Source organism: Aquamicrobium sp. YD-1-mutant5, assembly GCF_059509755.1.
In genome coordinates, this window is sequence record NZ_JCAKKP010000019.1 from 44,262 (window position 1) to 71,096 (window position 26,835).

A 26,835-nucleotide genomic window follows, 5' to 3' on the forward strand; every position below is an offset into this window, starting at 1 on the left:
TCCCGGCAATGCCGGGGCCTTACAGTAAGATATCCCAATATCATATCGTCGCACGTCCCCGGTTCGGGCGCTGGATTTCCGGTGCCCTTATCATCGTCATTCTTGCGATGATCGGCTATGCATTCGCCACCGGAAAGATCGAGTGGGAATATTTCTGGCGCTTCATGACCGTCCCGACCATTCTGGCGGGTGTCGCGAATACCGTGCTGCTTGCGGTTCTGGCGATGATTATTGGCGTCGTTCTGGGAACGATCTTCGCGATCATGCGCGGCTCCGACAATCCGATTATGCGCTCGGTTGCCTTCGGCTATATCTGGTTGTTCCGGGGTACGCCGGTGCTGCTTCAGCTGATGCTTTGGTACAATCTGGCGCTGGTCTTCCCTACGGTCGGAATACCCGGTGTCTGGTCGATGCGCATGATAGACATCATGAGCCCGTTCTGGGCCGCCCTTCTGGGGCTTGGGCTCAATCAGGGCGCATATACTGCCGAGGTCATAAGGGCCGGGCTGCTTTCAGTCGACACAGGCCAGTACGAGGCCGCCAAGACCATCGGCATGACGCGCCTCAAGGCTTTGCGTCGCATCGTCCTGCCGCAAGCCATGCGGGTGGTCATACCCCCGCTGGGCAATGAATTCATTCTGCTTGTGAAGACAACCTCGCTGGCAAGCGTCATTCAGTTTTCCGAAGTCATGTACAATGCCGGAACCATCTACTACTCCAATGCCCGCGTCGTAGAGCTACTGTTCGTTGCTGGCGCCTGGTACCTGATCCTGGTGTCCATCCTGACATTGGTTCAGATCCCGCTGGAGCGGCACTTCGCGAAGGGGAGCCTTTCCCGATGACCCCTTCCGCCCCTGTATCTTCGACATCCGGTAGCAACCAGCCCCTGCTGCGCATCTGCAATGTCACCAAGAAATTCCAGGAATATGTCGCTCTGGAAGATGTTTCGCTCACCGTTTCCAAAGGCGAAGTGGTTTGCCTTATCGGGGGCTCCGGATCCGGCAAAACGACGCTTTTGCGGTGCATAAACCAGTTGCACGACATAAACGACGGCACAATCTGGTTGGAAGATGAACTGGTCGGATTCCGTCAGGTCGGGCCGAAACTCTACCCTTTGACTGAAAAAGAGACCATCCGACAACGCCTCAAAAGCGGCATGGTCTTTCAGCGCTTCAACCTGTTCCCGCATATGACAGCGCTGCAAAACATCACGGAAGGTCCCGTTCAGGTTCTGAAAACGCCTCAACGCGAAGCGGACGAAAGGGCAATGAAACTTCTCGAACGGGTTGGACTGGCCGACAAGGCCTCGCACTATCCAAGCCAGCTTTCGGGCGGTCAGCAGCAGCGCGTTGCCATAGCCCGCGCGCTCGCCATGAACCCCAAGATCATGTTGTTCGACGAACCCACATCGGCACTCGACCCTGAACTGGTCGGCGAGGTTCTGGCCGTCATGCGCGAGCTGGCACATTCGGGCATGACGATGGTGGTGGTAACTCATGAGCTTGGGTTTGCAAGGGAAGTGGCGGACCGGGTCGTGTTCATGGACCGGGGTGTCATTGTGGAGGAAGGTCCCGCGTCGCAGGTGCTTGCATCACCGCGTGAAGCGCGCACAAAAGCCTTCATTTCGGCCGTAATCGGCTGATGTCTTCACCTCCGAACGTGAAGGCTTCAGGTTCGGGGCCAGTCACCTCGACCGATGGATGATTATGCTGCATACTGGCTGGAAGAGGTGCTTGGCCGAACGCGGCGGCGGCTTCGTCCGTTGCCAGCAGAACAACAACTGCAACAACCGGATCGAGTAGAATCATCGGCGCAGCAAGCGCCGGTGATCTGCACGTCCGGCTTAAAGCCTTGGCCGGGCGCGGTCGTCACCCTGCCCGGCATCGTCGCTGGCTGACGGACAGACCGGAACGGATCCCGGCCTTGTTTCCCAGTAAGCGACAGAACCTTCAACCAACGGTCATTTGAAGCCGATCGAGCTGTCGATGAATCGGTTGGTCACCACCATCTCCGGCGTCACCCCATCGACCGCACGCTCGTCGAGCCACGGCTTGACGATTTCAAGCATATGCGCGACGCGTTCCATGTCGAAATCACCGACAGTGCTGTTGTTGCCATTATGCACGATGCGCTCACCCATCGTTTTCCAGGCAAATTCAAGATCGGACATGGGCGTCTTCCACCATGAGGTGGCAAACCCGCCTTCGTTGAATTCGTGCAGAACCTGCAACACTTCGCTTCCATCAGCGATGTAGTCGACCATCGACTGCTGGATCAACGGGACAATCTTTTCCAGACACGGCGCAAGCTCTTCCATCCGGTCAGCAGCGATTGCCAGCATGCCGGTATAATTTGGGTAGCCCAGTTCCCCCACCGTGACCGCATCAATCGGCTTGTTCCAGTTCTTACCGGTCGAGAAGATGTACGGCTCCGCGGTCACGAAGCCCTGATTGAGCCAGGTGCCGTTGTTGGTGACAAAGTTCTCACCGTCACCACGATAGCCTTCGACAAACACTTCCTTCGGTACGCCCGACTTGACGAGAAACAAACCGAATGTGCGCTGGATCGTCGATATGTAGATCATCCCTTTACCGGAGGCGGCGAAGGCCTTCAGGTCATCCACGCTCCTGAAGCCATCCGGATAGGTTCCGCGATCCCAGAACAGGCCCTGAGGCGCAGTTTCCAGCGGTGCGATGACACCAACCACGGGGAAGCGTTTTGAGAAGGTGAATGCGTTGTCGAGTTCCTGGTAGCCCAGATGCGGGCGCATCCCGGCTTTCGAATTCCCCATATGCAGCGCCGAATAGGCCGTCTCGCCATCACCCAGACCAATACCACCGCCACCTTCGAGGATGACGAGATCGATGCCGGTACTGCCCAGCGGGCCGGTATAGCGGCCACTTTCCATTTTACCGGCAGCGCCAATCAGATTGTAAAGCCCGCCCTGCTCGGCCTGCGCCAGCCAGTCCTTCTGGATGATGAAAGGATTGGGGCACACGTCGGCCAGCGGCGTTGTGTAGGCCTGCCGTGCACGAGCACCCGGCTCTGCAGCCGCCGCCATCGTCGGCACCAGCGCCGCAGCGCCGGCCAGCAGCGCGTATCTCAGAAATTTCATTTTTGTTCCCCTTTTAGATAGTTGCGGAAATCAGTTCATCGTCAGCGTTCCCGCTGCGGAAAGGCCATAGAAAACATTCCGGTCTTTCACCAAAAACATGAATGCGCTGGCGATGTCGAAACGCCGAGCCCGCGCAGGCGAAAGCCCGGGCTTTCCCAAACGGCGTACAGAACCCGGTCGCCGCGCACAGAACCTTGCATCGCACCTCGCAACCCCTCTCCAAAGACCGATTATCGAGTAAAAGTTCGTTCATCGCCAGACCATTGATTTCCACGGTCAAGAAACAGATGCACGCCAGGAGACGGGTTTTGTCTTTTGCAGCGTCCTCAATTACTCTCTCGGCCTATGCCGGTAGGGCAACACCGGGACAACGCTGCGCTTGTCATCCATGGTACCCGGGCTCTCACGTCAGAAAATCCCCCAGCCCAGGCAAGGCGGATTTTCTGATGCCTAGAACAATGAAAAATATTCCCTCTGCTCCCACTCAGAGACTGTCATCAGATAACGATCCCATTCCGCTCGCTTGATATGGATCAGATAGTCCACAAACTCGGAGCTGATGGTGCGCCGATAGAATTCGCTCCCCTCAAAGCGCTCGATCGCAGCGATCAGGCTTTTGGGAAGGATCTGCGAGTCATTGTCATAAGGCCTCTCGATTGGTGCCGGTGCGACTGCACCGCGCTCCAGACCTTCCAGTCCGGACAATATCTGCGAGGCGAAATAGTAATAGGGATTGGCGGCCGGTTCAGCGATGCGGTTTTCGATACGGCTTGCCTTGTCGCCCTGCGCAATCAGCGCACGAATCATGGCACCCTTGTTGTCGCGGCCCCACTGGATGCGGTCGGGTGCCAGCTGGAACGGCTGGTAGCGCTTGTAGCCGTTCACTGTCGGCGTCGTCAGCAGACAGCTTTCGGCGGCGTGATCGAGCAGCCCGGCAATCCACGCGCTCGCCGTCGGCGTCAGATCCTGTCCCGGCTCCGGCATGAACATATTGCGCCCCGTGGCGCGCTCCACGACCGACTGGTGCAGGTGCCAGCCGCTGGCCATACCGTGCTCGACTTTCGGGCGGCACATGAAGGTGGCGTGCAGTCCCATGCGCGCGCACATTTGCTTCACCGTCGAGCGAAACAACATCATCGTATCGGCATGGTTCATCGGAGTATCAGGCTCGAAGGTGAATTCGAACTGACTGGGGCCGAATTCCGCTTCGACAGATCGCACCGGCATCCCGAGTTGCTGGCACGCCCGGCGCAATTCGTCTGCGACCGGCTCAAGCGCGTCATAGCGGGTTTCGGTCAGATATTGGTAGCCGTGTGATAACAGGCTGGTCTGCGGTGGAGTTGCCGGCATGCCACCATCGCCATGGTCGAGGTTTTCCTGATCCATCCGGAACACATAGAATTCGACTTCAAGGCCGCAGACGAGATCAAGGCCGCGCTTGCTGAGGCGGTTGACCGCGTCACGCAGGATGCCGCGTGAGCTGAACGGATAAGGTCGCCCATCCTTGAAGAACACATCGCATAACAGCCAGCCGCTATGCCCGGACCATGGCAGCACCTTGAAAGTAGCCGGATCGGGCACCAGCAGAACATCGCCTGCACCGGTCAACTCGCCCGCACCTGCCTTTGCGTCCTCGTCCCATACCGAAAAGACGGTACGGTGCGAGGTATCTTTCAGGAGCAAGGTCGAGGTGATTGCCATGCCATTGCGAAACAGCGAATCCACCTTGTCGGCGACGATCGTCTTGCCGCGCAGAACGCCATGCTGGTCGGCAAAGACCAGCCTCACGGTTTCCAGTCCTAAAGTTCTGATTTGCGACAGAACCTCCTCGGCAAGCGCAAACTGATCATCGCTGAGCAGACCGCAGGCTTCCACCAACCCGTTTCGCAGACTCCAAGCGTGTGCCGACTTGTCCATTTGTTCCCTCTGGCCGTTCATTGGCGGTTCAATCCGAACCTGCATTTTGGTGATTGCGTGAGATCCTATCGGCTATGCCGGACGGGCCACGTCCGGTCAGCCTTTCACCGCGCGCAACAGCGGCACCGAAACATCGGCCGCCTGCGCCACATCCACGGCAAGGCTCTCCCCGATCAGCTTGCGCGATGCCATGTGATCCGCGGCACGGTTGACGGTATAGGAGGCGACCAGACGGTCGCCCTCCATCTGCAGGATGGTGAAAGAACCGCTCGCCGGATCACCGCGCACAATCTCGCGGCAGCCGGCCTTCGCCAGACCCGCCATCTGCACCTTCAGCTCGTACTGGTCGGTCCAGAACCACGGTACCGCATTCAGCGGCGCGTTGCCGCCAACGATATGGGTTGCCGCCGATTTCGCCTGATCGACCGCATTCTGCACGGATTCAAGACGCATCGCCGCGTTCGCATAAGCATTTTTAAACGCCGCGACGTCACCCAGTGCATAGACATCTGGCACGTTTGTCTGCCCGTGCGCGTCGACGTGAATACCACCGGCTGTCAGTTCAAGCCCCATAGACTGAGCCAGCCCGGTCTCTGCCTGACCGCCAATACCGACCAGCACCAGATCGGCGGCAAGACGTGTTCCGTCAGCGAGGCGCACGCCACAGATCGCGCCTTGCTCTACGTCCAGCGCCTCGATCTGGCTGGCGAAGCTGAACTTGACTCCCTTGGCAATATGGTAGTCACGCAGATAGTCCGCCAGAGCTGCTGGCAGGGAGCGCGACAACAGTCGCGGCTGGGTTTCCAGCACCGTGACCGGCAGTCCGTGCCTGACCGCAGTGGAAGCAAATTCGAGACCGATGAAGCCACCGCCGATGACGACCACGCTCGACGCTGTCGCCATGGCAGAGCGCAACGCCTGCGCATCGCTGATTGAGCGCAGAGTGAAAACCCCCTTTGCATCCGTTCCGGTCAGCGGCAGCGAGCGCGCTCGCGATCCTGTTGCCAGGATCAGCTTCGAGAAGTCCGTGACGCCCGACGCGCTGCGCAGCTTTTTCGCCTGCAGATCGACCCCGGTGACGGGATCTCCCAGCCGCAATTCAATACCCTGATCGCGATAGAAGGCGGGCGCCCGCAAAAAAAGCTGATCCTTATCCTTCTCGCCCGCGAGATAGGCTTTCGACAAGGGCGGCCGGTGGTACGGATAGTCGGCTTCCGCCGACAGCAGAATGATGGGCTCCTGCCACCCGGCCTGACGCAGCGAGGCGGCGGCCTGCACGCCGCTATGCGAGGCGCCGACGACGACTGCGGCTTTCAAAACTGGCTTTCCGGAATGGTGAACAATGCCCCCTCCAGCTTGTCACTCACGCGCAACTGGCAGCACAGCCGGCTTCCGGCACGGCGTTCTGCGGAGGCCATATCAAGCATGTCATCCTCTTCGGAAGACATTTCAGGCAGCACGCCTTCATCCATCTGATCGCAATAGACATGACAGGTAGCGCAGATGCAGGCGCCACCGCACTCTGCCTCGATACCGCTGATATTGTTCATGACGGCTGCTTCCATGACGCTCACGCCCGCACGCGCCTGCACTTCGACGGGTTCACTGTTGCCGTTCCGGAATTTGATGGTGATCGTTTCGCTCACACGATGCTCCAACTGGTCGATTAACGAACTTAATATCACTTATCGATCACAACATTCATAGAACCTGGGGCACTGTCAATGAGAATCCCCGCCGAAAGTGTGAGTTTCGTACGCGATTGCCATACGAGGAGCGCAGAGAGCGCATCAGTTTGGCCTTGATGACTCAAAATTATCACTTATAATCGTACATACGGTCGATTATCGATCAAGCGACAATTCAACGCTCAGATCTGTGAATAGCAACAGCGCGTGGGCTGGGAAGTCGCATCAATCTGATGCCGTGGCGCGGTTATAGGGAGAGACAAAGCCATGATGAGCCAAGAGCAGAACGATCTGATTACCCGGATCGGTCCCACCGCGCCTGCGGGAAAGCTGATGCGCAAATACTGGCAGCCGGCCGCGTTGGTCGACGAGCTGGAGGGCAACCGCCCGATCGTTCCGGTCCGGTTGCTCGGCGAGAATTTCGTTCTCTTCCGCGACGAGCAGGGCCGTTACGGTCTGGTCGATCGCGATTGCGCGCATCGCGGTGCCGATCTGGCATTCGGCCGTCTTGAAAATGGCGGTCTGCGCTGCTCGTTCCATGGCTGGCTGTTCGACGTGGAGGGCAATTGTCTGGAGACCCCGGCCGAGCCGGAAAATTCGAACCTGTGCAGGAATATCAAGCAGCGTGCCTATCCGGTCGTCGAGAAGAGCGGCATTCTCTGGGCCTATCTGGGTGGGGACGAACCGCCGGCGTTTCCCGAGCTGGACTGCTTCATCGCTCCGGGCACTCATACATTCGCTTTCAAGGGTCTGATCAACTGCAACTGGCTGCAGGCGCTCGAAGTCGGCATTGACCCGGCACACGCCTCGTTCCTGCATCGCTTTTTCGAAGACGAAGATACGTCCGAATCCTATGGCAAGCAGTTCCGTGCCGCCTCAGCCGACAGCGACCTGCCGATGACCAAGATCCTGCGCGAATATGATCGTCCGATCATCAATGTTGAGCGCACCGAATACGGGTTGCGCCTGATAGCGCTGCGCCAGATCGATGAAGAGCGCACCCATGTGCGCGTCACCAATCAACTGTTTCCGCACGGCTTCGTCATCCCGATGAGTGCCGAGATGACGATCACTCAGTGGCACGTGCCCGTGGATGACGAAAACTGCTACTGGTACGCGATCTTCACCAGCTACAATGAGCCAGTCGACAAGAAAAAGATGCGCGAGCAGCGCCTGCAGCTTTATGAACTGCCGCACTACACGTCGCGCCGCAACAAAACCAACGATTACGGCTTCGACCCGCATGAGCAGTCTACCTCGACCTATACGGGCATGGGCCTCGACATCAATGTCCATGACCAGTGGGCGGTCGAATCGATGGGCGCTATCCAGGACCGCACCCGCGAGCACCTCGGCACCTCCGACAAGGCGATCGTTCAGTATCGCCGTCTGCTCCGTCAGGAGATCGAAAAGGCTGCCAATGGCGGCAAACCACTGTTGTTCCTTGATGAGGCCCATGCACGCTCTATCCAGGGCCCGGCAACAATGGACGGGATCGGGCCGACACGCGGCTGGGAGATCTACTGGATGGAAGTCGACGTCAAACGCCGCCGCTCCGCTCCATGGGCCGCGCCGATACCTGAGGAAATCGCCCTGAAGCTGCCGCATATGTAAGTGCGTGGAGAGGTGTCAAAAAAGAACAGCCGCGCAAATTCTGCGCGGCTGTTCTGCTTCAAGCCTTCCCCTTCCTGGCAGGAGCGGGGGTGCCGGGCCGTCGTGCCCTACCCGGCTCTGGCAGCGATCACCTCGACCTCGACCACGAATTCCGGCTTTGAAAATCCGCTGACTATCAGCAGCGTCGAGGCCGGCCATGGCCTTTCTGCAAACAATTCGTTGCGCACATCCATATAGGGCGCCATGTGTTCGCGCCCCGTGACATACGCGTTGATACGCACGACATCGCCAAAGTCCATACCGGCTTCGGCGAGCAGCGCGCGAACATTGTCGAAACAGATACGCGCCTGCGCCTCTGCGCCGGCCGGGATTGTGCCGTCAGCGTGCGCGCCGAGCTGACCGGAACAGACCAGCAGCTTGGCGCCCGCGGGCACCAGCATCGCATGGCTGTAATTCGACAACGGCGCCGACAAGGCTGTCGGGTTGATCGGCTGGGTCATGCTGTTTCCTTCATCAGGTTCGTACGTCTGTATCAATCAGCAAAAAAACGGCGGCCCTGACAAGCAGGGCCGCCCACATTTCATACTATGGGGCCAAACTCAGGTCTGCGGCGCGCCCGATTCATGCCAGTGGGCGAAAAACCGGTTCCCGAGCCAGGTGAAGAGGATGTAAACGCTCACTGACAAAAGGGTCGCCGTGATGAGGCCCGCATACATCTGCTCATACTTGAAATCGATCTTGGAATTGATGATCATCTGGCCCAGACCGCCGCGACCGGCGAGGAAGAACAGTTCAGACACAATCGCACTTATGACCGCAAGGCTGGCTGCAATGCGCAGGCCGGCAAAAAGCGATGGCGCCGCAGATGGGAAGCACGCTTTGAACAGGATGGTGTGCCAGCGTGCCCCCTGCAGCCGGAACAGGTCGATAATGCCGCGATCGACGCTCTTGAGGCCCAGAAGCAGGGTGATCGGGATGGCAAACAAAGTGAACTTGGCGACGATCAGCACCTTGGGCAGCATGCCGAAGCCAAGGGCTGTCTGGATCAGCGGAATAATCGCCAGCGTCGGGATCGACTGCATCGCGACGATGTTTGGAAACAGAGCGCGCTCCAGGATCACTGCACGGAACATGATAACCGCCAAAAGGATTCCGATCGGAATCGACACAGCAAGCCCCATCAGAGCGATACCGATGGTGGTCAGCGCACGTGTCAGCAGCTCATAGCGCACCTCCGGCAACGCAAACGCATTATTCCACAGTTCCGTACCGCTGGGCATCAGAAACTGCCTGTGCTCCTCAAGCCCGCTGCGCACCCAGCTGTAAAGCACGAGGAACAGGGCAAACACGACCAGCGGCGGAATAACGACCATCGCCATTTGCGTCAGCGGGCCGCGCGGTGTGGAGAACGGCACCGGCTGATAAGTTGTCGTGGTCATGGTCGGCATTGTCTCGGACATGGAGCCTGCTCCGGAATTTATAGGCTTGGCGGTGGGAGACGCAATAATCATGCCCTGCCCTCCGTGGCTTCGCGCAGCGACACCGAGATTTCACCGCAAAGATCGGTAAAGGCTGGATCGTACCGCAATTCCGGCGAGCGCGGAAAGCCAAATGGAATGTCGTAGACGTTGAGGATTGCTCCGGGCCGTCGCGACATCACGATTACCCGGCTCGACAGATAGACGGCTTCCGAAATCGAGTGGGTGATGAAAAGGCCGGTAAAGCCCTTGCGCATGTAAAGCGAAATCAGCTCGTCATTGAGCCTTTCGCGGGTGATTTCGTCGAGGGCCCCGAAGGGCTCGTCGAACATAAACACCGTCGGATTGAGCGACAGCGAGCGCGCCAGAGACGCACGCATCCGCATCCCACCCGACAGACGCTTGGGATAATGGTCTGCAAAGCCGTCGAGCCCGACCATGCTGATCTGCTCCAGCGCGATGCGGCGGCGTTCTTCTGCCGGATAGCCCCGCAGTTCCATCAGCAACTCCACATTGCCCAGAATCTTGCGCCACGGCAGCAGCGTTGCGTCCTGAAATGTGTAGCCCAGATGACTGCGATCCACAGTCACCGTGCCGGTGGTCTGCGGAAACAGGCCCGACGCAATTTTGAGAAGAGTCGACTTGCCGCAACCCGATGGTCCCACTATCGACACGAATTCGCCGGCCTTTATCGTCAGCGACACCTCACCGATTGCCTGCGTCCCATCGGGAAACCGCATGCTGACTTTATCGAAGGTCAGTGCTGCCGGTCCCCCTGCCTCCAACTGTTCCATTCCTGCCGGTTCTGGCGCTTCTGCTGAAACCGTCATCAACTCTCCTCCGTGAAAATCCTCATCGCCGGTTGGGCAATAACACCGCCTAGAACCGATTTGCCGAAAATGGCGATAAATCGATGGTTGCCGGACGGCCGCTCACAAGATTAGCGACGTGACGGCCTGTAGGCCCGCCCGAACAAATGCCGACATGCTGATGCCCGAAGGCGAAAACCGTATTTTGGTATCTCGGTGACCGATCAATCACGGGAAGACTGTCCGGCAGACATGGCCTGTGCCCCATCCATTTCGACGTCTTCGCCGTGTTGAGATCAGGGAACATCTCCACCGCGATCTCGGTGAGCCGGTCGGCGCGCGCATAGTTGGGCGCAGCCTCCAGTCCGGCCAGTTCGACCGTTCCGGCGATGCGCAACCCACAATCCATCGGATTCACGAACACGCTGCGGGTGTTCCACATGACCGTGCGGCTGACCTCGATATCCGGCTGCGCATAGGTCACGTGATAACCGCGCTGCGTTTCCAGCGGCACCTTGCTGCCGAGCTTGCGCGCGAGCTTGCCCGACCATGCGCCCGCTGCCAGCACGAGGCGGTCGACAGGAATTCTGCCCTGCGTCGTCTGCAATGCGACAGGCCCTTGCGGACCGATCTCGACATCCTTCACCTCCGCCTGCAGGATTGTGCCGCCATTGGCCCGGACCTGATCGGCGATTGCCCTGACCAGGAGATGCGGATCGATCGTCGAACCGTTGTCGGGTGCGAAAATGCCATGCTGAAAACGCCGGTTCAGCGCCGGTTCAAGCTGGCGAATATCACTTTCGCCAATCTCCTCCATCTGTGCGCCAAGCTTGCGGCGGAGATCCAGCGACCATTGCGCCGATGCCAGCTCCTGCCTGCTGTCATAGACATAGAGGCAACCATTGCGCCGGATCAGATGACGGAATGTGTCGCCTTCGAGAATTTCGCTGTAATCGTCGAACACCGTTTCCATGAGCGAACGCATGGCGGTGGCAACACGCACGCATTCGTCGCGGCTGGCATGGTGCAGAAAGCGCAGCAACCATGGCATGACGAACGGCAGATAGGACCAGCGGATCGTCAATGGCCCGAGCGGATCGAGCAGCCATCGGGGGATCTTCTTCATCATGCCGGGCATCGCCACCGGCAGGATGGCGCTCGGCGACACCGATCCGGCATTGCCAAACGACGTGCCGAGGCCCGGTTTCAGACGATCGATGATCGTCACCCCATAACCCTGCCGCTGCAGAAACGCCGCGCAGCTGACGCCGACAATGCCGGCGCCGATGATCGTTACGTGTCCGCTTTGACCAGTCATCTCGACATTTCTTCCAGTTCATGGAGCATGAGTTGCAGGTACTCCCACGCGATGCGGGCGCTCCTATTCGGCAAACAGATAAGTCTTGCCGGCCACCGGAACCCAGTCCGGGCTATCCCACGCGATCATCTTGCCCGGATTGAGCAATCCTTTCGGATCGGCTTGCTTCTTGAACTCAAGCTGCACCGGATTGGTCTTCTTCATCCCGCCTTCCTCCAGCGTGACGCGGTGCGGATTGAACACCGGAAGGCCGAGTTCCTGTTCGAGAATATGGATGATCTCTTCCAATCGCGCATTGGTCGTATGGCGCACGATGGGCAGCGCGACCGGCGCAACAACCCCATCAAAGCGGGTGAATTCATAGTGCAGCAGCACTTCGTCGCCAAAGCGCTCCTTCACCTGCGCCTGCTTTTCAAACATCACCGGCCGGGGCACCAACATTTGCAGATAGGTAATCGTCGGATCGACGCGCAAGGCACGCAATGTAGTGTGGTTCCATGCCAGTTCGAACGCCGCGGGTAGTTTCAAACCGTCTTCGAGCTGGTCATATCGCAACGCAACTCTGGCGCCCTCATAGCCGTCAATCACTTCGACCAGCCGGTCAATCGTCGCGCGCGATACGGTTACGGCAAGAAGCGCCTCGCCTTCGACGAAGAACCGGCGATGACGCAGGAAATAGCTCATCGGGATCGGCGCTTCGAAATTCGACAGCATCCGCTTGTCGATCGAAGCATCCTCGCCGATCAGCAGGGCCAGCCGGCCGGAATTCTCGAAACTGTCGACACCCACCATCACGTCGACCCATTCGGTCGACGGGTCCGCCGGCATCTCCACTTCGAGAATGACGCCGTTTACACCATAGGCATGCGCCGCCTTGCTGATGTCCTCGCCCACCAGGTCAAGCACGCGCGGCGTCTCTTCCATCGTCGCCAGCCTCAGGCGGCGGATATTGGCGGGGTTGCGCAATCCGCCCCAGCGAATGGCGCCGACGCCGCTCGACCCTCCAGCCACGAACCCCCCGATCGTCGCCGAACTCATGGTGGATGGAAACAGGCGGATTTCCTTGCCGACTGCCCGCAATGACGTCTCGATATGCTCGATCACGGCACCGCCCTGCGCGATGAAATGATCGTCCTCGATTGCCACCATATTGCTGAGGTGTTTCGTATGCAGAACGACGCCGCCGAACAGCGGCATTGCCTGGCCATAATTGCCGGTGCCCGCGCCGCGGGTGGTCACCGGCACATTGTGCCTGAAACAAGCAGCAAGCACTTCGACGACCTCCTCCTCATTACGCGGCGCGACGACGAAATCAGCTGTGATATGGCCCAGTTGCTCTTTCAGGATAGGGCTGTACCAGTAGAAGTCCCGGCTCTTCTGCTGCACCGTTTTGACGTTGCAGTCGACATCGAGATGCGCCAGCGCCTCACGGCAAGCCTCAATATTAGCTGTCATGAATTTCCAACCCCGAAAAAATCGCGCAAACCGCTCGTTGTTGCCGGCAACGGTACTCCGTTACGCAGCACGACACGGTCAACGAACGGGCGGCTGAACAGATCATGCCAGTCGCCCGCGTCCAACAGTATGAGATCGGCGGGCCTTCCCACCGCGATTTGTCCATGCCCCCGGAAGCCGCAGGCGCCGGCAGCGCCCTGCATCTGAGCCGTTATCCATGCGCCGACATCGACATCCAGATGAGCCACTCGGATCGCCGAGCGCATCACATCGATCATGTCGAAATCCCCATAGGGACAGAAGGGATCCCGCACGTTGTCGGAGGCAAAATGCACGCTGGCACCACGCGCACGCAATTCGCGCACCTGTGTGATGCCGCGCCGCTTCGGTGTGGCCCCGACAGTGCGGTCCTGCAGGAACAGATTGGAATGCGGCAACGACACTATATGCACCCCTGCCTGAGCGATCTTGTCGATAATCCGGTCGCGGTCGGCATCGCCCCTGGAGCTGAGCGAACAGCAATGCCCGGCCACCACCGTCCCGATAAACCCCGTCCGCAACACGCTGTCGCAGATCAGTTCGATTGCATTGGCTGCCGGATCAAGCGTCTCGTCGACATGAAAATCGACATCCACTCCCGCTGCGGCGGCGTGAGCGAACAAGGCGTCCAGCCGTTCAGGCGTAGCCGTTCCCGGCACGATGAATGCGCCCAGAACACCGTTAAGACCGGTGATCTGGCGGCAACGCTCTGCAAATTCGGCATGCTCGACGCGGTCGAGCGCCATCAGCGCCACGGCCTGCAGCGCGATGCGGCCCGCCCACCGCGTCCGCACCCGGTCGAATGTCGTCCACTGAATGCTTTCATGCGGCATGGCCGGTGTGTCGAGATGCGTACGCATGGCCGATGTGCCATTGGCATAAGCGCGCTCGAGCGCCCGTGTCATGCGGTCTTCGAGGTCTTCCCCGGTCCAGTTGGCAGCATCAGCACCCACCAGTTTCACCGCATCCAGCAGACCACCTTTCGGCAGCCCGGTGCGGTGTAAGATGAAAGCCTTGTCGAGATGGACATGAGAATCCACGAAGGTTGGCAGAACCAGCCGTTCGCCCAGATCGAAACGCGGCCCCCCAGCAGGTTCAGCACTCACCTTACCGTCATGCGTGATGGCAAAATCAACGAGTGCCAATCCATCACCTGCATCGGTATCGTGCCGATGTAGCCCGTGAACCAGCTCGGCCGGAACCCGGGCTCGCGTATACCAGCCTTGCCGGATGTCGGTTGGCGGCCGAACGCTCATCGGGCCGCGAGACCAAATGTGATTTGGTGACGCGCCACTTCTTCCAGCAACGTTGCGTAGCGTGCGGCCGCGTGCTCGACGATGGCGCGTCCGGCCTCAGCCGTGGCCAGCGCAGCATTGCCGGCAGCGCCCTCACTGTTCAGATCGGCCATGATCCAGCCGGCCGAAACAGGCCCCATCAGCCGCAACACCTCATTGGATTCGGCAACCGCGCCAGAACTCGGAACGAAGTTCTTTGCCCGCTCAATTGCCACGAGATCACTGCGGAAATGCAGCATAGCGGCAGTTTCTACAAAGCCGCCATGGATGCCGTCGCGGGCTTCATTTTCCGGCAAAAGATCGGGCGGATAGCCCATGCTCATCCAGCCAGCGGATACACACAGCATCTGCGCCTTCAGTCGCAGCGCGCGCGCCACGATCTGCAAGACCGGAACATTACCGCCATGTGCGTTGAGAAACACAAGGCGCCGCACACCGGATTGCGCTACACTCTCGCCGATCTGGGTCAGCACCGCCTGCAATGTCGACGCGTCGAGGGTCAGGACACCGGGAAATCCGGCATGTTCATCCGACTTGGCTACGCTCAGGGTCGGCAGAAGCAGCACCGTCGCATCCCTGACTCGCTTTACCGCTTCCAGCGCCATACCCTCGGCCAGCGTGGCATCCACCGATAGCGGCAGATGCGGTCCGTGCTGCTCAATGGCGCCAACCGGCAGCAGCGCCACGGTCTCGTCATTGACGAGGGCGGAAAGCTGGTCGGCCCGCAATTCGCTCCAAAGGTGCCACGCCATATAGTAATCCGATTATCGAGCAACTGTTCGCTAAACATGACAAGATTGCTGAACGAGGTCAACACCTATTGTCTCGCCCCGCTCCGTTGAAACGAGGAAAACTCCAGCACAAACTGCCTTGCACGATTGCATCAGATGCGGAATCCGAAACAATTGACAGGGCAGGCCAGCTTCTTGTTATGATAATAGATCATTTGTTCGATAAACGAATTTCTGGAATTTTCCTGTGATTTACTTTGAGCGCCTCAACCACAACAGCTTCATGGAATTCGGCCATGTCGGCCGTTCCGGTGCCGGCATGACCAGAACCATTCGCGACGGCTCGGTGCTGCTGAGCAAATCCCCCGCCGAAATGACGCATGATGAGCAGGCGCTCGATCTGGCACTGGACTTCTACGATGTCCGCCCCGCTGACGATCCGCTGCGGATCAGCGTTGCCGAACGTCATGAACACACTTCGCAGATGTTCGTGCCCATGTCGGGGCAGTCCTATCTCGTCATTGTCTGGGATGCTCATCCGGCGCAAGGCGGCAAGGTTCGCGCCTTTGTCGCCGCGCCCGACGATGTCGTTATCTACAAGCCCGGCGTCTGGCATCACGGCATCATCTCGCTTGAGCGGCAAGGTCTGTTCGCGTCGACAATGTGGCGCACGCGCGGCGGCACCGACGTCGAATTCCTGCAGCTGCCGCAGCCCTTTGCTCTGCCGCTTCAGGAGTTGCCGCGATGAACCGTCTCGGCATCGATATCGGCGCGTCGACGATCGACCTGGCGCTTGATGCCGGAGGCCTTGTCCATATTCTGAAACAGCAGCGCCAAGGCGGCACTTCGGGCGCTGAAATCCTGGATGCCATCACTCATGCCTGCGCACACTGGTCCATGCCGCTGACAGCGCTTGACGAGATCCGCATCGGTTCTACGGGGGCCCTCAACCTCATCCTGGAACGCAAAACAGCGAAGATCGGCCTCCTCACGACGCGCGGCTTTGCCGACACGCTGGCGCTGGCACGCCAGAACCGGATTGATCTCTACGATCCCGTCGCGCGCTCGCCCTCGCCACATTTTCTCGTGAGCCCGGATGCCATCCACGAAATCGATGGCAGGCTCAGCCCGAGCGGGCATGAAATCGAACCTCTGGCGCTCGGTCAGATTCGTGATGCCGCCTTGTCTCTCCAGCGCGCCGGCGCGCGGGCGATCGCAGTCTGCTTCCTGTTCTCACATCTCGATCCAGCACATGAAAGCGCCTGCGCCACGGTCCTTGCCGAAACCGTGCCGGAGCTGCCTGTCGTACTGTCTCATAAAGTCGATCCCTATGCGCGCGAATATGAGCGCACCGTTTCCGCCTGCCTTGAAGCGGCCCTTGTTCCATCGCAGCATGCTATCCTCGCCACTCTTGAGAGCAGCCTGCGCGACAACGGCTTTGCGGGCCGGCTCCTGTTTGCCGAATCGCGTGGCCATCTTCAAAATCCGGCCGCCTCAGAGCGCCACGTCACCTCGATGATCCTCGGCGGACCTGCCGCCGCGACATTGACCGCGACGCGGCTGATGAAGGCGGCGGACCTGTCCGGAGCGATTGCCATCGACATCGGCTCGACCAGCACCGATATCGTTGCCCTTACAACTACAGGCGCAGGCGCCACGACGCATGGTATCGTCGCCACAGTGCCGCTGCGCATTGCGATGGCCGACATTGAAAGCATTGCACTGGGCGGCGGCGCACGCCTTGCGGGTCTTGCTCCTGAGCCTGCTTTCGGCTCGGAAGCAGCCATCGATGCGCCCACTGTCACCGACGCGCTGATCGGTCTTGGACGCGTGCCGGAAGCTCTTGCTCCGGGTAGCCATGAGCGCCTCGCGCGCACAGCGCATCAGGCCGGTCTCGATGTCGAAATCTTGTGCAGGAAGATCCGCGACGCTGCCGCCGATCGCATCGCGCAGGCTGTCATCCGCTACGCGGCGGCACGCAACATCGACCCCGCAGCCAGCGCTCTCATAGCCTCTGGCGGGCTTGGTCAGGTGCTCGGCTGCGACATTGCAGAACGCACCGGTGCGCATGAAGTAATCATTGGCCACAACAGCGCCGTCGCGGGTGCGCTCGGCCTGCTACACGCGCGCTGTCTCGATGAAGAAGTGCGCTGCCTCAATCGCCCGCTCGACCAGCTCCGTCCAGCCGATCTGGTGGACTTTGCGGAAAACACGCAGAAGATCAGGTCTGATACCCGGATCGCAGTGTCACTCGCGCCCAACGCCTTCATGCACCCCGTTGAGCTGATACTGCCATCCGCAGCACCGACAGTTGCGGATGTGCGCGCCGCCTTCGATGCGTTTCATCTGGAGCGTTTCGGCACGGTGTCACGCGAACCCGGTTATGTATTTTCCATCGCTCGCCGCAGCCTCGAACCTATTCCGGCAGAACCCGTCGCATATGCCGGCTCACAGCACACTGCCCCGAAACCACCGGCTCAATGGCAGGAATGCCATACGGACCGTTTCTTCCGTTTCCAGCGCAGCACGGAAACCGCTCCAATGCGCATTGAAACGCTCCAGATGCGCCTCAACGCCATCGCTCAATCTATGCAGGAAACCCTGTTTCGTACCGCCGTATCCGCCGTCGTGCGCGAGGGCAATGACGCAGCCGCGGCGCTGCTGTCGGTCGATGGCGAGCTGATCGCATTGTCGGAAGCGATCCCGCTCCTGCTCGGCGCACTGGAAGGATCAACCCGCGCGATCATCGCCCGCTTCCCCGTACAGGACATGCGCGACGGCGACCTCTATCTGATGAATGACCCTTTCCTTGGCGGCACGCATCTGCCTGACCTCACAGTGGTGAGCCCCATTTTTGCCGGGGGCCGGTTGATCGGTTTTGCTGCAACCATCCTGCATCATCAGGACATAGGCGGTATGCGCGCGGGTTCGGTGCCCCCGGATGCCGTGGAAATATTTCAGGAAGGGCTGCGGCTGCCGCCGATGCTGATGGGACGTAACGGCCAGATCGACCGCCGGATCGTCGAACTGATTCACGCCAATTCGCGCGCACCAGAGACCGTTCTGGGGGATCTCGGCTCCCAGATCCGCGCGGCTGCCCATGCCACGCAATCGTTACAGGCGCTGACCCGCGAATGCGGACCCGAAATGCTGCTCGAAGGTATCGCCCGGTGCCTTGCCAGGGGCGAAGAACTGGCACGTATTGCAATCGCAGCCATGAACCCTGGCCCGCATGCCGCAAACGAAAGTCTTGACCCGACGCCGGGCCTGCCGCCCGTCACCATCAATCTGTCGCTGTCTTGTACGAATGGAAAGCTGCACGCCGATTTCGACGGCACTTCCCCGCAGGTTGCGGCACCCATCAACTGCGTCCGCTCCGGCCCGTTCGCCGCTTCGTTCTACAGCCTGCTCAGTGCGCTGGGTTCAACCGTGTTCCGCAATGGCGGCGTCGTGCGCTGCATCATTCTGGACCTGCCGCAAGGCTGCGCTATCAATGCCTCGCCGCCAGCAGCCGTCAACGCACGTATGGGCATTGTGCGGGCCACCACCTCCGCGCTGTTGCAGGCGCTGGCCAAGGCCCTGCCTGCGAAGATGCCGGCAGCCAATTCAGGTATGTCCTACGTACTTGCCTTCTCTGGCGTCGACGCGGATGGCGTCCGCTTCATTGTCACCGAGATCATCGCCGGCGGCGCGGGCGCAGGTCCCGACCGCCACGGTGCACCCGGCATTTCCACCGATGTCGGCAACGCCATGAACATGCCCGGCGAAGCACTGGAATCGCAAATTCCGGTGCGCCTTCTGGAGGCTGCGATCCGTCGTGGCTCGGGCGGCCGGGGGCAATTCCGTGGCGGCGACGGCATAAAGCGCAGCTATCTTGCGTTGCAGGACGGCATTCAGGTGTCGCTGCGTGGCGAGCGTTTCCACTCTGTGCCGCCCGGATTTCTGGGTGGAGGCTCGCCGCGCCCGTCCGCAGCCACCATAATCCGCAGCGATGGATCTGTAGAAAATCTCGCCACCCGCTCCGTCCCTGTCCTCAACGCCGGAGACCGTTTGATCGTGGAGAGTTGCGGAGGCGCAGGCTATGGCATCGCGGCGGCGGAAATGCCATTATGATCGCCAAATGAGTGCATCGAACCGGGTACCACCGATGCGAAAATAACGCTGGTTTCCGTAACGATGCCGCTGGATTTTGTGACGCCATGAATCTTTATGATCTGCTCGACAAGGAAGACAAAGAAGTCTCACTGACATTTGGAAAGGGATTGTCTGTCCTGCTGGCCTTTGAAGGTCGCAACAGCGAACTGACCATCTCGGAAATAGCCAATAAGGTCGACCTGAACCGCGCCGTCACACGACGCCTCGTGCGCACACTCGAACAGTTAGGGTTCGTCTCACATGATCGCGGCCGCTACCAGCTGACGCCGCGCGTGTTGCGCTTGACGCGCGGTTTCATGGAAACACGCAGCATCCCGCAAGTCATCCAGCCGGTGTTGCGTTCCGCCTCACACGAGATCGGCGAATCCGTCTCCTTCGCCATGCTCGACGGAGACGAAGCCGTCTATGTTGCCCATGCCTTCGTCCCCAGCCGCTTCACCCTCAACATGGTCACTGTCGGCAGTCGGGTTCCGCTGGCGCCAACCGCCATCGGCCGGGCCATCCTCGCTTTCCTCGACAAACCAGAGCGCGATGCGCTGCTCGACCGGCTGGGCCTTGCGCCCTACACGCCGCATACCATGGTCGAGCGTAACGGCTATACCGACCTGCTCAACGCTATCCGTCTCAGCGGTTTTTCGTTTTCCGAGTCGGAATATGTAGAAGGCGTAAGCTCTCTGGCCCTGCCGGTTCTGGGTCGCACGTCACAGGTCGTCGGCGCGGTGGCGATCATTTTCCCTCAAGGCCAATATGACGAGAAGCAGCTTCACGACAAGCTGATAACGACGCTGTCGCGCTGCAGCAACGACATCGGCGCCGTGTTCTGACACCAGCCACCGACCACCGACGACCCTGAAGCGGTGCTTTCATCATCGTACCGAAGCTGCAACCACGCGGATCGTCTTGAGCAGGGTTGTAAACGCAGTTGAGGCGGGAGTGTCCGTTCGCATGGTCAGGCCGACCGGACCTTTGGTCTCGATGGTATCGACAGGTAATGGGACAAGCACGCCCGCGTCGATGTCGTGGGCTACCACGCCGGCGGAGGTGATCCACACTGCATCGCTTTCACGCAGGAAAGCCCGGCCGAAAGAATCCGACACAGTTTCGATTTGGGTCGGGATCGCTGAAACGCCATTGGTGATAAAAAAGCGCTCGACAAAGGGCCGGATGATCGAACCACGCGTCGGCATGAGCACCGGGAATTCGTCCATCTGCTCAAACAGGTCGCCGGTCTCACCAAGCAGCGGATGTCCTGCCCTGACCACAAACAACACCTGCTCCGAATAGAGGTGCTCGAAGAAAAAGCCGGTCATTTCTTCAGGCGCGGCCAGCCGGCCGACAACCAGATCAAGCTCGCCGACCCGAAGCTGTTCGAGCAGTACGGAGTTTTCACCCGTGACGATCTCGATAGACGCCCCGGTGTTTTCCTTCAGAAACAGCTTTATGGCGTGCGGCATGATGCGCACCGAAACGGTGGGCAAGGTACCGATGCGGATTGGGGGCCCGTCTCCGGCACCGGAATGCGCAACGGAATCGATACCCTGCTTCAGGGCGGTGATGGCCAGACCAGCGTGTTTTACAAAAACCTCGCCGATATGCGTGGTCTTGATCCCGCGGCCGTCTCGCTCCAGCAACGCGACGCCGAGCACTCCTTCCAGTTCGCGAATTGTCTTGGTTACCGCCGGCTGGCTGACGTTCAGCACGTGCGCCGCCTTTGCCACGCTTTTCTGGCGGGTAATCTCCAGCAAGGTGTGGAGATGACGAAACCTGACACGCTTTTCCTTCATGCCTTTCCATAACCTGTAGGTTAAGAGAAGGCCACGGAATATCATTTTACGAAACCAAACATCTACTCCATTGTCGCAGCGAGGAGAAAAACAGTGCAGTTCATCGACACCGGCGACATCACGTTACATTATCAGCTGATCGGCGCTCCGGCGGAAAAGCCGGTTATCGTTTTCGTCAATTCCCTCGGCACCGACTTCCGTATCTGGCGTGATGTCATCGTTCGGCTCGCCGGCGATTATCCCATAGTGACCTATGACAAACGCGGCCACGGTCTGTCGGACGTTGGCGCCTCGCCTTACTCGATCGAGGATCATGTCCGCGATCTGGCCAGGTTGCTCGACCACCTCAAGGTCAGCAACGCGGTCATTTGCGGCCTGTCGGTGGGAGGGCTTGTTGCACAGGGACTTTATGCGAGCCGCCCCGATCTGGTGCGGGCGCTCATTCTTTGCGACACCGCCCATAAGATTGGCAATGCAGAGATGTGGGAAGCACGTATCGCCACCATCGAGGCACAGGGCATAGAGCCTCTGGCCGATGCCGTGCTTGAGCGCTGGTTCACGCCGGCCTTCCATGCCAGCCGCAAGGGCGAGCTTGCCGGCTACCGCAACATGCTGGTCCGGCAGCCCGCAGCCGGTTACGCCGGCACCTGCGCCGCCCTGCGCGACGCCGACTATACCGCGATCGCGAAAAACATCTCCGTCCCGACCCTGTGCGTGGTTGGCGCCCAGGATGGTTCGACGCCCCCTGACATGGTGCGCAGCACCGCCGATCTCGTCGCCGGCTCACGCTTCGAAATCATCGCGGAGTGCGGCCACATTCCTTGCATCGAGCAACCGGAAGCGCTCACCGGGCTTATCCGCGATTTTCTTTCCAGCTCTGGAGAAAAGAAAATTGGGTGAGCCGAATTCAAGCAGATTCACCGAAGGACAGGCCGTCAGGCGTTCAGTTCTGGGCGATACACATGTCGATCGCGCCGACAGCGCATCCACGGATTTTGATCGCCCTTTTCAGCAATTGATCACGGAAGCTGCCTGGGGCAGCGTTTGGTCGCGACCCGGATGGACAAAGCGCGAGCGTTCGATGGTAACGCTGGCCCTGCTCGCGGCGCTCGGCCATGACGAGGAGGTTGCCATGCATGTGCGCGCTACCGCCAATACCGGTGCGACACGAGAAGATATTTGCGAGGCTTTCCTGCATGTCGCGATTTATGCAGGCGTGCCAGCCGCCAACCAGGCAATCAAGCTTGCCAAACAGGTTTTTGCCGAAATGGACGCCGGAGGAGAAAACAATGGGCGTTGATTCTGTGTCGAACAGAAAGACGGAGACGAGTGCCTTTTACCAGCGCGACCGCGCATGGCATCCGGCACCGTTCACGCCAGCCTACAAGACCTCAATCCTGCGTTCGCCGCAGAAGGCGCTGCTGTCGCTCGACAGCACTGTATCGGAGATCACCGGTCCGGTATTCGGCCATAATATTCTGGGCGAGCTCGACAACGACCTGATCCACAACTTCGCCAGGCCGGGCGAGAGCGCCATCGGCCCGCGCATCATTGTTTATGGCCGCGTGCTTGATGAGCGGGGCAAAGCTGTTCCCGGCGCATTGCTGGAATTCTGGCAGGCCAATGCCAGCGGTCGCTATCGTCACAAGAAGGAGGGCTACATCGCCGCCCTCGATCCGAATTTTGGCGGCTGCGGCCGCGCCATTACCGATGAAGACGGCGGCTATGCTTTCCGCACGGTCCAGCCCGGGCCCTATCCCTGGCCAAACGGGGTCAATGACTGGCGCCCTGCGCACATCCACTTCTCGGTCTTCGGGCATGGTTTCGCGCAGCGGCTGATCACCCAGATGTATTTCGAGGGCGACCCGATGATCTGGCAGTGCCCGATCGTCAGGACGATCAACGATCCGGCCGCCATCAACGGGCTGACTGCTGCCCTTGATCGGGAGGCAACAATCCCTATGGATGCACGCGCCTACAAGTTCGACATCGTGTTGCGCGGCCGTCGGTCATCGCTGTTTGAGAACAGGTTGGAGGGCAACTGATGGCGCAGTCACTCGATCGCCTCAAGGAAAGCGCGTCACAAACCGCCGGACCTTATGTTCATATCGGCCTGACGCCGAATTTCTGCGGCATCACCGGTGTCTACGATCACGATCTCGGCGCATCGATGATCAACGACAAGACCCGGGGTGAACAGATCCGTATCCGCGCGCGGGTCTTCGACGGCACCGAAACGCTTCTGAAGGATGCGTTGATCGAAATCTGGCAGGCAGACGCTGACGGCCTCTACAATTCGCCATCGGAGATACGCGGCAGTGCCGACCCGAATTTTGCCGGCTGGGGCCGCGCCGCTACCGACATGGAGACGGGGGAATGCGTCTTCGAGACGATCAAGCCCGGCCGCGTGCCTTTCAGGGATGGCCGCAGACAGGCGCCGCATATCACGTTCTGGATCGTTGCGCGCGGCATCAATATAGGCCTGCATACACGCATGTATTTTTCCGATGAGGAAAAGGCCAACGGTGAAGACCCGGTGCTCGCCCGCATTGAGCATCGTGTACGCGTCCCGACGCTGATCGCCGAACGCCAGAGCGATGGGACCTATATCTTCGACATCCATCTCCAGGGGGAGAAGGAAACCGTCTTCTTCGATATGTGAGCCATGGCTGTATCTCCCTTCGACCATCCCTTCCTGTCTGGTCTGCTCGGTGACGAGCTGACTTCGTCGCAATTTTCTACCGATGCCGAAATTGCAGCGATGCTCGATTTCGAGCGGGCGCTGGCCGAAGCGGAAGCGGAAGCGGGAGTTCTTCGCCCCGAGGCCGCGAAGGCAATCGTATCGGCGCTTCACGCGTTTGCTCCGGATATTGCCGGGCTCAAAGCAGGCACGGCGCGCGACGGAGTTGTGGTCCCTGAACTGGTTCGCCAGATTCGATCCGCTGTAGAAAAGCCATACGATGCCGACGTACATTTTGGCGCGACCAGCCAGGACGTGATCGACACCGGGCTGATAGTGCGTCTCAAGCCAGTGGTCGCGCAGATTGATGCGGGACTGGCCGAAATAATCGCACGTCTTGAGGTTATTGAGGCGCAATTCGGCAACCGGCATCTGATGGGCCGGACACGTATGCAGGTTGCGATCGCGAACACGGTCGCCGACCGCACTCGTACCTGGCGCGAGCCGCTGGTACGACATCGCCACCATCTGCGTGAACAGCGTAAAGAACTGTTCGTCGTGCAGTTTGGGGGAGCTGCAGGCACGCTGGAAAAGCTCGGAGACAAAGCTGCGGCCGTCCGCGCTGCTCTGGCGGCAAGGCTGGGGCTGGCGGATGCTCCACAATGGCACAGTCAGCGTGACCGCCTTGCCGATTTCGCCAATGTGCTCTCCCTCATCACAGGTAGCCTTGGGAAGTTCGGTCAGGATATCGCCCTCATGGCACAAACGGGTGGCGAGATCGAACTCAGCAGCGGCGGCAGTTCCTCTGCAATGCCGCACAAGCAGAATCCCGTGGCAGCCGAGGCGCTCGTGACGCTGGCGCGGTTCAACGCAACGCAGCTTGCCGGCATGCATCAGGCGCTGGTTCACGAGCAGGAGCGTTCGGGAGCCGCCTGGACTCTCGAATGGTTGCTGCTGCCGCAAATGGTTGCTGCCGCTGTCGCCGCATTACGACTTGCCAACGAGTTGACGAAGCAGATCACGACTGTGGGCGCATAGGTCACCCGTGCTGGGCGTGGAATACGGCGACGTGACCGACCCATGATAATGTCCGACGTCAGCGCTGATGGGACCAAATTGGCTTAACTGAGAGCGGAGAATTTCTGGTTCATCGTAGCCTTTCAAAGGAGCGAAGATGAGGCAGAAATCCGGAACAGAGAAAGCGCCTTCGCAACAGGCCATCAAGGACAGCCGCCGCGCGACCCGCAAGCAGTATGGTGCGGAGGAGAAGATCCGCATTGTGCTGGAAGGCCTTCGCGGTGAGGAATCGATCGCCACGCTTTGCCGGCGCGAGGGGATCGCCGAGAGCCTGTATTACAACTGGTCGAAGGAGTTCCTGGAAGCCGGCAAGAAGCGGCTGGCCGGAGACACGGCGCGCCCTGCGACCAGCAACGAGGTGAAGGTGCTGCGCAAGGAAGTCCTCGCCGAGCAGGCGCTGGAACTGCGGCTTCTTAAAAAAGGTAATGCCTATCGAAGTTGGACCAAATCGTTGAGGATTTGGCCATGTCAGGATGCCCTGAATGTGGGTTTGGCTGGAGCTGGCGTCTTTCGGACGGCCGTCTGAAATGCCGCCGCTGCGGGAAGCGCTGGCGACTGCGATTTCTGTGGGACGCCTCCCGCCTCGACAGCCGCGTGAAGACGGAACTGGTCCAGCACTTCGTCTGGGGCGTGCCGGTCTACCGCCAGCGCTTCTCGCTGGTGGCGGGCCGCCCTGCGACGGAACGGTTCTACCGGCTGATCCGAACGGCGATGGCCCATGCCGAGCAACTGCGCGGGCCGTTCGAGGGCAGCCTCGAATGCGACGAAACCACCTTCGGCGGCGCTCGGAAAGGCAAGCGCGGCTGGGGCGCGGCCGGCAAGGTCATCGTCTTCGGCATCATCAAGCGCAACGGCCTGGTGAAAACCCAGCCGATCCCCGCCCATGACCGCGCCTCCATCATGAAGGTGATCCAGGCCGAGAGCCGCGAGGGCTCGCTCTACTACACCGACGAGTGGCAGGCCTATGCCACCTTGCGCATGCGCGGCGACCATGTCGTCATCCGCAAGGAGAAGGGACGGCCGCTCGGCCACGACCACATCAACGGCATCGAGGGCTTCTGGTCATATGCCAAGAACTGACTATACCCTTACCGCGGCGTGCCCAAAAAGTTCTTCCATCTCTATCTCGGCGAAACCTGCTACCGCTTCAATCACCCTGACGAGGACATCAAACCCTTGATCATCAAGCTCTTTAAGACCACAAACATCCAACTGATCGACACCAATCCGGTCCAGATCGGATAGGCATTACCAAATATTTTTGGCGGCGAGTACGACCTTATGACATTCAACTATGCCATTACGTTGGATTCTGCGCTGACCTTTGATCGGTTCACGGGCATGCGCGCCGCTGACGTATCAAAAGTATGGAACAATGCCGAAGCCCGGCAGCTGGTGAGCCAGCTCGTCGCCACGCCCATATCGGAACGCCGTTCTCTCTACGAAAAATTGCACTCACTTTACATGGCAGACCCGCGACTTCTCATATGGGCCAGCGGTGAAGTCACCACTGCGTACAGGGATCGCGTCAAGAACTATGGCGCCTAGGCTCAGGACCTATTAATTTGGTTTGATCTGTGATTCACGGTCTTTGCTGAAGGAGGCCGTGATGGGTGATTTGTTTCTGCTGAGCGAGTGCCAGATGGCGCGCATATCGCCGTACTTCCCGTTGTGGCACGG

General features: G+C 59.7%; 26 protein-coding genes and 1 pseudogene. 14 read left to right on the forward strand and 13 right to left on the reverse strand.

Annotated features, from left to right (window positions below; genetic code table 11):
• The first annotated feature begins 8 nt into the window (after window positions 1–8).
• Entirely contained in the window at window positions 9–842 is an 834-nt protein-coding gene (locus tag AC5XE7_RS18485; RefSeq protein WP_495367159.1) for an amino acid ABC transporter permease, read from the forward strand.
• The gene (locus AC5XE7_RS18490) at window positions 839–1,642 is read left to right on the forward strand and encodes an amino acid ABC transporter ATP-binding protein (protein WP_495367132.1); all 804 of its coding nucleotides are present in this window, start codon (window positions 839–841) and stop codon (window positions 1,640–1,642) included. Before AC5XE7_RS18485 ends, AC5XE7_RS18490 begins: the two co-directional genes overlap by 4 nt.
• Here AC5XE7_RS18490 and AC5XE7_RS18495 read toward each other — a convergent pair.
• The 5 genes from AC5XE7_RS18495 to AC5XE7_RS18515 all read right to left on the reverse strand — a co-directional run bounded on the left by AC5XE7_RS18495 (window position 1,620) and on the right by AC5XE7_RS18515 (window position 6,666).
• Window positions 1,620–1,808 (reverse strand): hypothetical protein, encoded by a 189-nt coding sequence (locus AC5XE7_RS18495; RefSeq protein WP_495367133.1) that lies wholly within the window; start codon window positions 1,806–1,808, stop codon window positions 1,620–1,622. The two genes, AC5XE7_RS18490 and AC5XE7_RS18495, sit on opposite strands and share 23 nt — an antisense overlap.
• A gap of 152 nt (window positions 1,809–1,960) precedes the next feature.
• Window positions 1,961–3,115, reverse strand: a complete 1,155-nt coding sequence (locus AC5XE7_RS18500; RefSeq protein WP_495367134.1) for a hypothetical protein — start codon at window positions 3,113–3,115, stop codon at window positions 1,961–1,963.
• Window positions 3,116–3,565: 450 nt separating this feature from the next.
• Entirely contained in the window at window positions 3,566–5,032 is a 1,467-nt protein-coding gene (locus tag AC5XE7_RS18505) for a glutamine synthetase family protein (protein WP_495367135.1), read from the reverse strand.
• A 96-nt stretch (window positions 5,033–5,128) separates the two neighbouring features.
• A complete protein-coding gene (locus tag AC5XE7_RS18510) occupies window positions 5,129–6,349 on the reverse strand; it encodes an NAD(P)/FAD-dependent oxidoreductase (protein WP_495367136.1) in 1,221 nt (406 codons plus the stop codon).
• A complete protein-coding gene (locus tag AC5XE7_RS18515) occupies window positions 6,346–6,666 on the reverse strand; it encodes a 2Fe-2S iron-sulfur cluster-binding protein (protein ID WP_495367160.1) in 321 nt (106 codons plus the stop codon). The genes AC5XE7_RS18510 and AC5XE7_RS18515 overlap by 4 nt, the downstream gene beginning before the upstream one ends.
• 321 nt (window positions 6,667–6,987) lie before the next feature.
• On the opposite strand from AC5XE7_RS18515, the gene AC5XE7_RS18520 reads away from it, so the two are divergent.
• The gene (locus tag AC5XE7_RS18520) at window positions 6,988–8,334 is read left to right on the forward strand and encodes an aromatic ring-hydroxylating dioxygenase subunit alpha (protein WP_495367137.1); all 1,347 of its coding nucleotides are present in this window, start codon (window positions 6,988–6,990) and stop codon (window positions 8,332–8,334) included.
• 107 nt (window positions 8,335–8,441) lie between these two features.
• Here AC5XE7_RS18520 and AC5XE7_RS18525 read toward each other — a convergent pair whose 3' ends face one another.
• The 7 genes from AC5XE7_RS18525 to AC5XE7_RS18555 form a co-directional block, all read right to left on the reverse strand.
• Window positions 8,442–8,834 (reverse strand): RidA family protein, encoded by a 393-nt coding sequence (locus AC5XE7_RS18525; protein WP_495367138.1) that lies wholly within the window; start codon window positions 8,832–8,834, stop codon window positions 8,442–8,444.
• Window positions 8,835–8,933: 99 nt separating this feature from the next.
• A complete protein-coding gene (locus AC5XE7_RS18530; protein ID WP_495367139.1) occupies window positions 8,934–9,782 on the reverse strand; it encodes an ABC transporter permease in 849 nt (282 codons plus the stop codon).
• A gap of 59 nt (window positions 9,783–9,841) precedes the next feature.
• Window positions 9,842–10,642 carry an ABC transporter ATP-binding protein gene (locus AC5XE7_RS18535; protein WP_495367140.1) on the reverse strand — a complete coding sequence of 267 codons (801 nt, stop codon included), beginning with the start codon at window positions 10,640–10,642 and terminating at the stop codon, window positions 9,842–9,844.
• A gap of 49 nt (window positions 10,643–10,691) precedes the next feature.
• Window positions 10,692–11,939, reverse strand: a complete 1,248-nt coding sequence (locus tag AC5XE7_RS18540; RefSeq protein ID WP_495367141.1) for an NAD(P)/FAD-dependent oxidoreductase — start codon at window positions 11,937–11,939, stop codon at window positions 10,692–10,694.
• A gap of 63 nt (window positions 11,940–12,002) precedes the next feature.
• Window positions 12,003–13,394: an FAD-binding oxidoreductase gene (locus tag AC5XE7_RS18545; RefSeq protein WP_495367142.1), complete on the reverse strand. Its 1,392-nt coding sequence runs from the start codon at window positions 13,392–13,394 to the stop codon at window positions 12,003–12,005.
• A complete protein-coding gene (locus AC5XE7_RS18550; protein ID WP_495367143.1) occupies window positions 13,391–14,689 on the reverse strand; it encodes a cytosine deaminase in 1,299 nt (432 codons plus the stop codon). Before AC5XE7_RS18550 ends, AC5XE7_RS18545 begins: the two co-directional genes overlap by 4 nt.
• Window positions 14,686–15,480: a creatininase family protein gene (locus tag AC5XE7_RS18555; RefSeq protein WP_495367144.1), complete on the reverse strand. Its 795-nt coding sequence runs from the start codon at window positions 15,478–15,480 to the stop codon at window positions 14,686–14,688. The genes AC5XE7_RS18550 and AC5XE7_RS18555 overlap by 4 nt, the downstream gene beginning before the upstream one ends.
• 226 nt (window positions 15,481–15,706) lie before the next feature.
• On the opposite strand from AC5XE7_RS18555, the gene AC5XE7_RS18560 reads away from it, so the two are divergent.
• The 3 genes from AC5XE7_RS18560 (at window position 15,707) to AC5XE7_RS18570 (ending at window position 20,438) form a co-directional block, all read left to right on the forward strand.
• Complete coding sequence (locus AC5XE7_RS18560) at window positions 15,707–16,207, forward strand: ureidoglycolate lyase (protein ID WP_495367145.1); 501 nt, start codon at window positions 15,707–15,709, stop codon at window positions 16,205–16,207.
• Window positions 16,204–19,572 (forward strand): hydantoinase B/oxoprolinase family protein, encoded by a 3,369-nt coding sequence (locus AC5XE7_RS18565; protein WP_495367146.1) that lies wholly within the window; start codon window positions 16,204–16,206, stop codon window positions 19,570–19,572. Before AC5XE7_RS18560 ends, AC5XE7_RS18565 begins: the two co-directional genes overlap by 4 nt.
• Window positions 19,573–19,658: 86 nt before the next feature.
• The gene (locus AC5XE7_RS18570) at window positions 19,659–20,438 is read left to right on the forward strand and encodes an IclR family transcriptional regulator (protein ID WP_495367147.1); all 780 of its coding nucleotides are present in this window, start codon (window positions 19,659–19,661) and stop codon (window positions 20,436–20,438) included.
• Between the two features lie 42 nt (window positions 20,439–20,480).
• Here the strand turns inward: AC5XE7_RS18570 and pcaQ are convergent, their stop codons facing one another.
• Window positions 20,481–21,398 carry a pca operon transcription factor PcaQ gene (gene pcaQ, locus AC5XE7_RS18575; protein ID WP_495367148.1) on the reverse strand — a complete coding sequence of 306 codons (918 nt, stop codon included), beginning with the start codon at window positions 21,396–21,398 and terminating at the stop codon, window positions 20,481–20,483.
• A gap of 93 nt (window positions 21,399–21,491) precedes the next feature.
• Here pcaQ and pcaD point away from each other — a divergent pair, with 93 nt between their 5' ends.
• The 8 genes and pseudogenes from pcaD (at window position 21,492) to AC5XE7_RS18615 (ending at window position 26,703) form a co-directional block, all read left to right on the forward strand.
• The gene (gene pcaD, locus AC5XE7_RS18580) at window positions 21,492–22,298 is read left to right on the forward strand and encodes a 3-oxoadipate enol-lactonase (RefSeq protein ID WP_495367149.1); all 807 of its coding nucleotides are present in this window, start codon (window positions 21,492–21,494) and stop codon (window positions 22,296–22,298) included.
• The gene (gene pcaC / locus AC5XE7_RS18585) at window positions 22,291–22,698 is read left to right on the forward strand and encodes a 4-carboxymuconolactone decarboxylase (protein ID WP_495367150.1); all 408 of its coding nucleotides are present in this window, start codon (window positions 22,291–22,293) and stop codon (window positions 22,696–22,698) included. The genes pcaD and pcaC overlap by 8 nt, the downstream gene beginning before the upstream one ends.
• Window positions 22,688–23,443, forward strand: coding sequence for a protocatechuate 3,4-dioxygenase subunit beta (gene pcaH / locus AC5XE7_RS18590; RefSeq protein WP_495367151.1), 756 nt, complete (start codon window positions 22,688–22,690; stop codon window positions 23,441–23,443). The genes pcaC and pcaH overlap by 11 nt, the downstream gene beginning before the upstream one ends.
• Entirely contained in the window at window positions 23,443–24,060 is a 618-nt protein-coding gene (pcaG, locus tag AC5XE7_RS18595; RefSeq protein WP_495367152.1) for a protocatechuate 3,4-dioxygenase subunit alpha, read from the forward strand. The genes pcaH and pcaG overlap by 1 nt, the downstream gene beginning before the upstream one ends.
• 3 nt (window positions 24,061–24,063) lie before the next feature.
• Window positions 24,064–25,116 (forward strand): 3-carboxy-cis,cis-muconate cycloisomerase, encoded by a 1,053-nt coding sequence (locus AC5XE7_RS18600; protein WP_495367153.1) that lies wholly within the window; start codon window positions 24,064–24,066, stop codon window positions 25,114–25,116.
• 136 nt (window positions 25,117–25,252) lie between these two features.
• A pseudogene (locus tag AC5XE7_RS18605) lies at window positions 25,253–25,642 on the forward strand (transposase); the annotation flags it as partial.
• A 107-nt stretch (window positions 25,643–25,749) separates the two neighbouring features.
• Entirely contained in the window at window positions 25,750–26,235 is a 486-nt protein-coding gene (locus AC5XE7_RS18610) for an IS1595 family transposase (protein ID WP_495367154.1), read from the forward strand.
• Between the two features lie 201 nt (window positions 26,236–26,436).
• Window positions 26,437–26,703: a hypothetical protein gene (locus AC5XE7_RS18615; protein WP_495367155.1), complete on the forward strand. Its 267-nt coding sequence runs from the start codon at window positions 26,437–26,439 to the stop codon at window positions 26,701–26,703.
• Window positions 26,704–26,835 lie beyond the last annotated feature (132 nt).

What these genes read in the sequence shown, in the direction of transcription:
- pcaQ (WP_495367148.1), bottom strand. Translation starts at nt 21,398, where the DNA reads ATGAAGGAAAAGCGTGTCAGGTTTCGTCATCTCCACACCTTGCTGGAG.
- AC5XE7_RS18540 (WP_495367141.1), bottom strand. Translation starts at nt 11,939, where the DNA reads ATGACTGGTCAAAGCGGACACGTAACGATCATCGGCGCCGGCATTGTC.
- AC5XE7_RS18535 (WP_495367140.1), bottom strand. Translation starts at nt 10,642, where the DNA reads ATGACGGTTTCAGCAGAAGCGCCAGAACCGGCAGGAATGGAACAGTTG.
- AC5XE7_RS18520 (WP_495367137.1), top strand. Translation starts at nt 6,988, where the DNA reads ATGATGAGCCAAGAGCAGAACGATCTGATTACCCGGATCGGTCCCACC.
- AC5XE7_RS18525 (WP_495367138.1), bottom strand. Translation starts at nt 8,834, where the DNA reads ATGACCCAGCCGATCAACCCGACAGCCTTGTCGGCGCCGTTGTCGAAT.
- AC5XE7_RS18565 (WP_495367146.1), top strand. Translation starts at nt 16,204, where the DNA reads ATGAACCGTCTCGGCATCGATATCGGCGCGTCGACGATCGACCTGGCG.
- AC5XE7_RS18570 (WP_495367147.1), top strand. Translation starts at nt 19,659, where the DNA reads ATGAATCTTTATGATCTGCTCGACAAGGAAGACAAAGAAGTCTCACTG.
- AC5XE7_RS18495 (WP_495367133.1), bottom strand. Translation starts at nt 1,808, where the DNA reads ATGATTCTACTCGATCCGGTTGTTGCAGTTGTTGTTCTGCTGGCAACG.
- AC5XE7_RS18485 (WP_495367159.1), top strand. Translation starts at nt 9, where the DNA reads ATGCCGGGGCCTTACAGTAAGATATCCCAATATCATATCGTCGCACGT.
- AC5XE7_RS18500 (WP_495367134.1), bottom strand. Translation starts at nt 3,115, where the DNA reads ATGAAATTTCTGAGATACGCGCTGCTGGCCGGCGCTGCGGCGCTGGTG.
- AC5XE7_RS18555 (WP_495367144.1), bottom strand. Translation starts at nt 15,480, where the DNA reads ATGGCGTGGCACCTTTGGAGCGAATTGCGGGCCGACCAGCTTTCCGCC.
- AC5XE7_RS18505 (WP_495367135.1), bottom strand. Translation starts at nt 5,032, where the DNA reads ATGGACAAGTCGGCACACGCTTGGAGTCTGCGAAACGGGTTGGTGGAA.
- AC5XE7_RS18530 (WP_495367139.1), bottom strand. Translation starts at nt 9,782, where the DNA reads ATGCCGACCATGACCACGACAACTTATCAGCCGGTGCCGTTCTCCACA.
- AC5XE7_RS18545 (WP_495367142.1), bottom strand. Translation starts at nt 13,394, where the DNA reads ATGACAGCTAATATTGAGGCTTGCCGTGAGGCGCTGGCGCATCTCGAT.
- AC5XE7_RS18600 (WP_495367153.1), top strand. Translation starts at nt 24,064, where the DNA reads ATGGCTGTATCTCCCTTCGACCATCCCTTCCTGTCTGGTCTGCTCGGT.
- AC5XE7_RS18490 (WP_495367132.1), top strand. Translation starts at nt 839, where the DNA reads ATGACCCCTTCCGCCCCTGTATCTTCGACATCCGGTAGCAACCAGCCC.
- pcaG (WP_495367152.1), top strand. Translation starts at nt 23,443, where the DNA reads ATGGCGCAGTCACTCGATCGCCTCAAGGAAAGCGCGTCACAAACCGCC.
- AC5XE7_RS18615 (WP_495367155.1), top strand. Translation starts at nt 26,437, where the DNA reads ATGACATTCAACTATGCCATTACGTTGGATTCTGCGCTGACCTTTGAT.
- AC5XE7_RS18550 (WP_495367143.1), bottom strand. Translation starts at nt 14,689, where the DNA reads ATGAGCGTTCGGCCGCCAACCGACATCCGGCAAGGCTGGTATACGCGA.
- pcaH (WP_495367151.1), top strand. Translation starts at nt 22,688, where the DNA reads ATGGGCGTTGATTCTGTGTCGAACAGAAAGACGGAGACGAGTGCCTTT.